A 7,067-nucleotide genomic window follows, 5' to 3' on the forward strand; every position below is an offset into this window, starting at 1 on the left:
AGCCCACCGCCCCGGAGCCGTCCCCGGCCGGGAACGACCCCGCCGCGGACGGGGACGGGAGCGCGCCGGTCGGCGGCACCCCGCAGGCGCTGCCCCGCGGCGGCCCCTTCCAGGCCGGGGACCGGGTACAGCTGACCGACTCGAAGAACCGCCGCTACAGCATCGTTCTCGAGAAGGGTGGCGTGTATCACACCCACCGCGGCGGACTCGTCCACGATGACCTGATCGGACAGCCGGAGGGCTCGGTCGTGCGCTCCGCCGTGGGCACGCCGTACCTCGCGCTGCGCCCGCTGCTCGCCGACTACGTACTCGCCATGCCCCGCGGTGCGCAGGTCATCTACCCCCGCGACGCCGCCCAGATCCTGATGTGGGGTGACATCTTCCCGGGCGCGCGGGTGCTCGAGGCCGGTGCCGGTTCAGGGGCGCTGACGTGTTCGCTGCTGCAGGCCGTCGGGCCGGCCGGGAGCGTCACCTCCTACGAGATCCGCGCCGACCACGCGCCGGACGCGGAACGCAACGTGACGACGTTCTTCGGTCACACGCCACCCAACTGGCGCTTGCACGTCGACGACCTCAAGGTGCACGTCGGTGAGGTCGACCGCGTCATCCTGGACATGCTCTCGCCGCAGGACGTGCTCGACACGGTCCGTGACGCGCTCATCCCGGGCGGGGTCCTGATCGGCTACGTGGCCACCACGACGCAGATGTCGGTGCTCACCGAGGCGCTGCGCGAGCAGCAGTCCTGGACCGAGCCCCAGGCATGGGAGTCGCTGGTCAGGCCGTGGCACGTGGTCGGGCTGGCGGTGCGCCCGGACCACCGGATGGTCGGCCACACCGCGTTCCTCGTGATGGCCCGGCGCCTCGCCGACGGCGTCACCACGCCGCGGCCCCAGCGCCGCCCCACGACCACCCGCTGAGGGATCCCGCGGCACGAGATGTTTACACGATCCCCTCCGGTTCGACGGTGCGGTGACGGGCAGGAGGCCGCAGAGTGTCGTCAAGGTGCCGTCCGGCTGAGGCCCGGATCACCGGTTCGACGCACCGCCGCGGTACCCCCCGACCGGGTACCGTGGTGAAACGGAACACGGAGGGAGGCTGCCGTGAACCCACAGGACGATGGTCCCGGCAGGCGTGACAGCGGTGAGCTCAGCCCATCTGAGACCACCGAACAGATCCGATACCTCGAGAACGAGATCGCGACGCTGCGCCAGCGGCTGACCGAGACACCGCGGCAGAGCCGCGTGCTCGAGCAACGACTCGCAGAGACGACCAGTCGTCTCTCCGCCCTCAACGCGCGCAACGAGAAGCTGACCGAGACTCTGAAAGAGGCTCGCGGCCAGCTGATCGCCCTGCGCGAGGAGGTCGACAGGCTGGCCCAGCCGCCGTCGGGCTACGGGGTCTTCCTCGCCCGCTACGACGACGACACGGTCGACGTGTTCACCTCGGGGCGGCGCATGCGGGTCCCGGTGTCGCCCGCGGTGGAGGGCGAGCACATCCGTCCGGGCCAGTCGGTGCGTCTGAACGAGGCGCTCACGGTGGTCGAGGCGATGGGCTTCGAGCAGGTCGGCGAGCTCTACGCGCTGCGCGACATCATCGACCGGCCGACCGAGGACGGGGCGCCCGGACGCGGCCTCGTCGTCGGGAACTCGGACGAGGAACGCGTGATGTGGCTGGCCTCGCCGCTGTTCGACCTCGGGGAGGACGAGGACTCCGCGCCGCTGAAGATCGGCGACCACCTGATGGCCGACTCGCGCGCCGGCTACGCCTACGAGCGGGTGGCCAAGGCGGAGGTCGAGGACCTCGTGCTCGAGGAGGTCCCGGACGTCGCCTACGAGGACATCGGTGGCCTGTTCCATCAGATCGAGCAGATCCGCGACGCCGTGGAGCTGCCGTTCCTGCACGCGGAGCTGTTCACCGAGTACGAGCTGCGCCCGCCCAAGGGCGTGCTGCTCTACGGCCCGCCCGGCTGCGGCAAGACCCTGATCGCGAAGGCGGTCGCCAACTCGCTGGCGAAGAAGATCGCCAAGCAGCGCGGCGACAACCCGGACGAGGGGCGGGCGTTCTTCCTCAACATCAAGGGCCCGGAGCTGCTCAACAAGTTCGTCGGCGAGACCGAGCGGCACATCCGCCTGATCTTCCAGCGGGCTCGCGAGAAGGCCTCGGCCGGTACCCCGGTGATCGTGTTCTTCGACGAGATGGACTCGATCTTCCGAACCCGTGGCTCGGGTGTGTCCTCGGACGTCGAGACGACGATCGTGCCCCAGCTCCTCGCCGAGATCGACGGCGTCGAGGGCCTGGAGAACGTCATCGTGATCGGCGCCTCGAACCGTGAGGACATGATCGACCCGGCGATCCTGCGGCCGGGCCGGCTCGACGTGAAGATCAAGATCGAGCGTCCGGACGCCGAGGGCGCCCAGGACATCTTCTCCAAGTACCTCACCGACACCCTGCCGGTGCACGCCGACGACATCGCCGAGTTCGCGGGCAGTCGCAAGGCGTGTGTCGACGCGATGATCCAGCGGGTCGTCGAGCGGATGTACGACGAGACCGAGGAGAACCGGTTCCTGGAGGTCACCTACGCCAACGGCGACAAGGAGACGCTCTACTTCAAGGACTTCAACTCCGGTGCGATGATCCAGAACATCGTCGACCGGGCGAAGAAGTCCGCGATCAAGTCGGTGCTCGAGACCGGCCAGAAGGGTCTGCGCGTGCAGCACCTGCTGGACGCGATCGTCGACGAGTTCGCCGAGAACGAGGACCTGCCCAACACGACCAACCCGGACGACTGGGCACGGATCTCGGGCAAGAAGGGCGAGCGGATCGTCTACATCCGCACGCTGGTCAGCGGCAAGAACGACGCCACCGGCCGCGCGATCGACACCGCGTCGAACACCGGCCAGTACCTGTAGGCACCTGCTCCACCACGAACGGGCTCCACCACGAACGGGCTCCACCACGGACGGGCTCCGTCGCGATCGCCGCGGCGGGGCCCGTCCGTGTGTCCGATCCGTTCACGACGTGGTGCGCGACCGCGCCTACCGTTCCCGCCATGAGCAACGAGAGCATCGGCGCCCAGCTGGACATGATCGGGATCGTGGTGTCGGACATGGCCCGGTCCCTGGCGTTCTACCGGATGGTCGGCCTGGAGATCCCGGACTCCGCGGACAGCGAGGTGCACGTCGAGGTCGCGCTGCGGGGCGGGCTCCGGCTCGGATTCGACACCGACGCCCTGGTGGCCGGGTTCCACCCGGACCGGATCCCGCCGGCCTCCGGCGACGGCCGGGTGGGCCTGGCGTTCCTGCTCCCCGACGCCGACGCCGTCGACGCGGCCTACGCACGGATCACCGGAGCCGGGCACACCGGCGTCCTGGAGCCCTTCGACGCTCCGTGGGGCCAGCGCTACGCCACCGTCGCCGATCCCGACGGCTCGTCGCTGGACCTGTTCGCCTGGATGGAGCAGAGCCCGCCGAGCGGGTCGGCATGATCAGCGGGAGTGGTGCGTCGCGGCCATCGGTGGCCGGGTCCGCACCGTTTCCGGCGATCATGGACGGCGCGGGCCGATGAGGCGGGCGGGGGACACCCCGGCCAGGGCGCGGACCTCGCGGCTCAGGTGCGGCTGGTCGGCGTAACCCGCCCGTGCGGCGGCCTCGGCGGGGGAGACGCCGGCGTGGAGCAGCGCGGTGGCGATGCGGAAGCGCAGGACGCGCCGCGCGACCGACGGGCCGTAGCCGAGGGTGGTCACGCAGCGCCGGTGCAGCATGCGGGTGGTGAGACCGAGCCGTGCGGCGAGCTCGGCGGCGGGCATCCCGGTCGCCAGCGCACGGAGCGCCGCCCCGGGCAGCGGCTCGGGCAGGCGACGGCGGTCGTGCTCGGAGGCGGCGACGAGCGCCGTGGCCGTGCCGAGCAGAGCCGTCAGCGCGCCGGCGGCGTTCCCGGTGACCGGCGCGACCGTCGAACGTGGCGACGGGAGCACGTCGGAGAGGTCGACGCGACGGTCGCGCACCGCGTCCGCGGCGACGCCGAGCAGTGAGGGCAGGACTCCGGGGCGGAAGCGCAGTCCGGTGGTGGCCGAACCCGGTGCGGACCGGGCGAGATGGGCCGCGGAATCCGGGCCGGCCACCACGATCCGGCCGTCGACCAGCAGCAGGTCCATGCAGCCGTCCGGCAGCACACGCTGCTCGTGGGGCGCCGCGTCGGTCGGGATCTCGGCCCGCCACGCGCACTCGACCAGCCCGCGCACCGGCTCGGGCAGTCGCACCGGAGCCAGCTCCCGGTAGCGCGGCGTGCCCATGCCGCCGGAGCCTACCGAGGACGCGGGAGAGCCCCGGCCGGGATCGCCGGCCGGGGCTCGTTCTCGCGGGGCCGGGTCGGCCCCGGGTTCCTGCGGGGGGTCAGGAGGTGCGCAGCACGCCCTGGATCTCCAGCTCGATGCCGACCTTCTCGCTGACGACGACGCCGCCGCCGTCGAGGGGCAGGGAGATGTCGACGCCGAAGTCGCTGCGGTTGATCGTCGTGGTGGCGGTGAAGCCGACGCGGGTGCCGCCCCAGGCGTCCGGGCCGAAGCCGTTGACCTCGAGGTCGAGCTCGACCGGCTTGGTCGCACCCTTGATGGTCAGGTCGCCGGCCAGCACGAGGTCGTCACCCTTGGCGGTGATGGCGGTCGAGCGGAAGGTCCACTCCGGGTGGGTCTCGACCTCGAAGAAGTCGGCGGACTTGATGTGCCCGTCGCGCTGCTCGTTGCCGGTGTCGATCGAGGTGGCGTCGATCGTGGTGGTGACCGAGGAGTCCTCGAGGTTCTCGGCGGTGACGATCTCACCGGCGAACTGGTCGAAGCGGCCCTTGACCTTGCTCACCATCATGTGCCGGACACTGAAGCCGATGACTGAGTGCGTGGCGTCGATGTCCCAGGTGCCCGCGATGTAGTTCGGGATGCTGGTGGCCGAGGGAGCGGACATGTGTGATCCTCCGAAGACTGGTTGAACTCTCACTTGTTGAGAGCGATACTAGTACCAACGACTTGAGCGTTCAACTGTTTCCTGGAGGTGTCGTGTCTCACCCGCGGTGGCTGGACGAGGACCAGCAGCGGACCTGGCGTGCGTTCCTGGCGGCGAACCGGCTGGTGTTCGAGCGGATCGAGCGCCAGCTGCAGGCCGATGCGGGGATGCCGCAGGCCTACTACGAGATTCTGGTGCGTCTGTCCGAGGCGCCCGACCGCACGCTGCGGATGAGTCTGCTCGCGACGTCGTCGCTGTCCTCGCGGAGCCGGGTCTCGCACGCGGTGGCCCGGATGGAGGAGGCGGGCTGGATCCGTCGCCGGTCCTGCCCGACCGACCGCCGCGGCCAGCTCGCCGAGCTCACCGACGAGGGGATGCAGGTGTTGCGCGACACCGCACCCGGGCACGTCGGCACGGTGCAGGAGGTGCTGTTCGACGCGTTGAGCCCGGAGCAGCAGCGGATGCTGCGCGAGGTGGGGGAGACCCTGGTCACGCACCTGTCGGCGCAACCGCAGTGGCCGGTGGACGGCGACGCCGGTCCGGACGGCCCGCAGGCAACGCCGGCGGCCGCGACGTCCTAGGCTGGCGCACATGCCTCATTTCGACGTCGTCGTTCTCGGTGCCGGCCCCGGCGGGTACGTCGCGGCCATCCGTGCCGCCCAGCTCGGCCGCAGCGTGGCCGTCGTCGAGGAGAAGTACTGGGGCGGTGTGTGCCTCAACGTGGGCTGCATCCCGTCGAAGGCCCTGCTGCGCAACGCCGAGCTCGCCCACATCATGAGCCACGAGCAGAAGACCTTCGGCATCTCCGGTGAGGTCTCCTTCGACTTCGGCGCCGCGTTCGACCGCAGCCGGACCGTGGCCGACGGCCGGGTCAAGGGCGTGCACTTCCTGATGAAGAAGAACAAGATCACCGAGTTCGACGGTCTGGGCCGCTTCGCCGAGCCCGGGACGATCGAGGTCGAGCTCTCCGGCGGCGGCAGCGAGACCCTCACCTACGGCGACGTGATCATCGCGACCGGCTCCACGGTGAAGCTGCTGCCCGGGACCGAGCTCTCCGAGCGCGTGGTGACCTACGAGGAGCAGATCCTCACCCGCGAGCTGCCGAAGTCCGTGGTCATCGCCGGCGCGGGCGCGATCGGCGTCGAGTTCGCCTACGTGCTGGCCAACTACGGCGTCGACGTCACGATCGTCGAGTTCCTGGACCGGCTGCTGCCGCTCGAGGACGCGGACGTGTCCAAGGAGCTCGGCAAGCGCTACAAGAAGCTCGGCGTCACGGTCCGGACCTCGACCAAGGTCGAGTCGATCGTCGACGACGGGTCCGGCGTCACGGTCACCGTGTCCTCGGACAAGGGTAGCGAGGAGCTGCGCGCGGACAAGGTCGTGCAGGCCATCGGCTTCGCCCCCCGGGTCGACGGGTTCGGGCTGGACAAGCTCGGCGTCGAGCTGACCGAGCGCGGCGCGATCGCGATCGACGACCACATGCGCACCAACGTCGAGCACGTCTACGCGATCGGCGACGTCACCGCGAAGCTGATGCTCGCCCACGTCGCCGAGGCGCAGGGGGTGGTGGCCGCGGAGACCCTGGCCGACGCCGAGACCCAGGAGCTCGAGTACGTCATGATGCCGCGCGCGACGTTCTGCCAGCCGCAGGTCGCGAGCTTCGGCTACACCCAGGCCCAGGCCGAGGAGCTGGCGCAGGAGAAGGGGTGGAAGGTCAAGGCCGTGTCCTTCCCGTTCACCGCGAACGGCAAGGCGCAGGGCATGGGCGAGCCGAACGGGTTCGTGAAGCTGATCGCCGACGAGACCTACGGCGAGCTGCTCGGCGGCCACATCATCGGCGCCGAGGCCACCGAGCTCCTGCCGGAGCTGACCCTGGCCCAGAAGTGGGACCTCACGGTCTACGAGATGGCCCGCAACGTGCACGCGCACCCGACCCTGTCCGAGGGCCTGCAGGAGGCCATCCACGGCCTCGCCGGGCACATGATCAACCTCTGACGCCTGCCCGCCCCGGCGGGTGCTCTCCACGGAACCGCTCACGAACTCTCGGAGTTCGTGAGCGGTTTTCTGTGTCGA

Annotated in this window: 7 protein-coding genes; 5 read left to right on the plus strand and 2 right to left on the minus strand. The window is 70.3% G+C overall.

What is annotated here, in order from left to right; genetic code table 11:
- Nucleotides 1–89: 89 nt before the first annotated feature.
- The 3 genes from I4I78_RS27830 (at nt 90) to I4I78_RS27840 (ending at nt 3,484) form a co-directional block, all read left to right on the plus strand.
- On the plus strand, nt 90–917 hold the full coding sequence (locus tag I4I78_RS27830) for a tRNA (adenine-N1)-methyltransferase (protein ID WP_218614473.1): 828 nt from the start codon (nt 90–92) through the stop codon (nt 915–917).
- Between the two features lie 183 nt (nt 918–1,100).
- Nucleotides 1,101–2,909, plus strand: a complete 1,809-nt coding sequence (gene arc, locus I4I78_RS27835) for a proteasome ATPase (protein ID WP_218614468.1) — start codon at nt 1,101–1,103, stop codon at nt 2,907–2,909.
- A gap of 140 nt (nt 2,910–3,049) precedes the next feature.
- Nucleotides 3,050–3,484: a VOC family protein gene (locus I4I78_RS27840; RefSeq protein ID WP_226380564.1), complete on the plus strand. Its 435-nt coding sequence runs from the start codon at nt 3,050–3,052 to the stop codon at nt 3,482–3,484.
- Between the two features lie 57 nt (nt 3,485–3,541).
- On the opposite strand, the gene I4I78_RS27845 is transcribed toward I4I78_RS27840, so the two are convergent.
- Together I4I78_RS27845 and I4I78_RS27850 are read right to left on the minus strand one after the other, a co-directional pair.
- On the minus strand, nt 3,542–4,291 hold the full coding sequence (locus I4I78_RS27845; RefSeq protein WP_218614469.1) for a helix-turn-helix domain-containing protein: 750 nt from the start codon (nt 4,289–4,291) through the stop codon (nt 3,542–3,544).
- A 100-nt stretch (nt 4,292–4,391) separates the two neighbouring features.
- Nucleotides 4,392–4,955, minus strand: a complete 564-nt coding sequence (locus I4I78_RS27850; protein WP_218614470.1) for a YceI family protein — start codon at nt 4,953–4,955, stop codon at nt 4,392–4,394.
- Nucleotides 4,956–5,047: 92 nt separating this feature from the next.
- On the opposite strand from I4I78_RS27850, the gene I4I78_RS27855 reads away from it, so the two are divergent.
- A complete protein-coding gene (locus I4I78_RS27855) occupies nt 5,048–5,575 on the plus strand; it encodes a MarR family winged helix-turn-helix transcriptional regulator (protein WP_218614471.1) in 528 nt (175 codons plus the stop codon).
- 10 nt (nt 5,576–5,585) lie between these two features.
- On the plus strand, nt 5,586–6,989 hold the full coding sequence (gene lpdA, locus I4I78_RS27860; RefSeq protein WP_218614472.1) for a dihydrolipoyl dehydrogenase: 1,404 nt from the start codon (nt 5,586–5,588) through the stop codon (nt 6,987–6,989).
- Nucleotides 6,990–7,067 lie beyond the last annotated feature (78 nt).

Source organism: Pseudonocardia sp. KRD291 (assembly GCF_019263595.1).
Lineage (GTDB): Bacteria > Actinomycetota > Actinomycetes > Mycobacteriales > Pseudonocardiaceae > Pseudonocardia.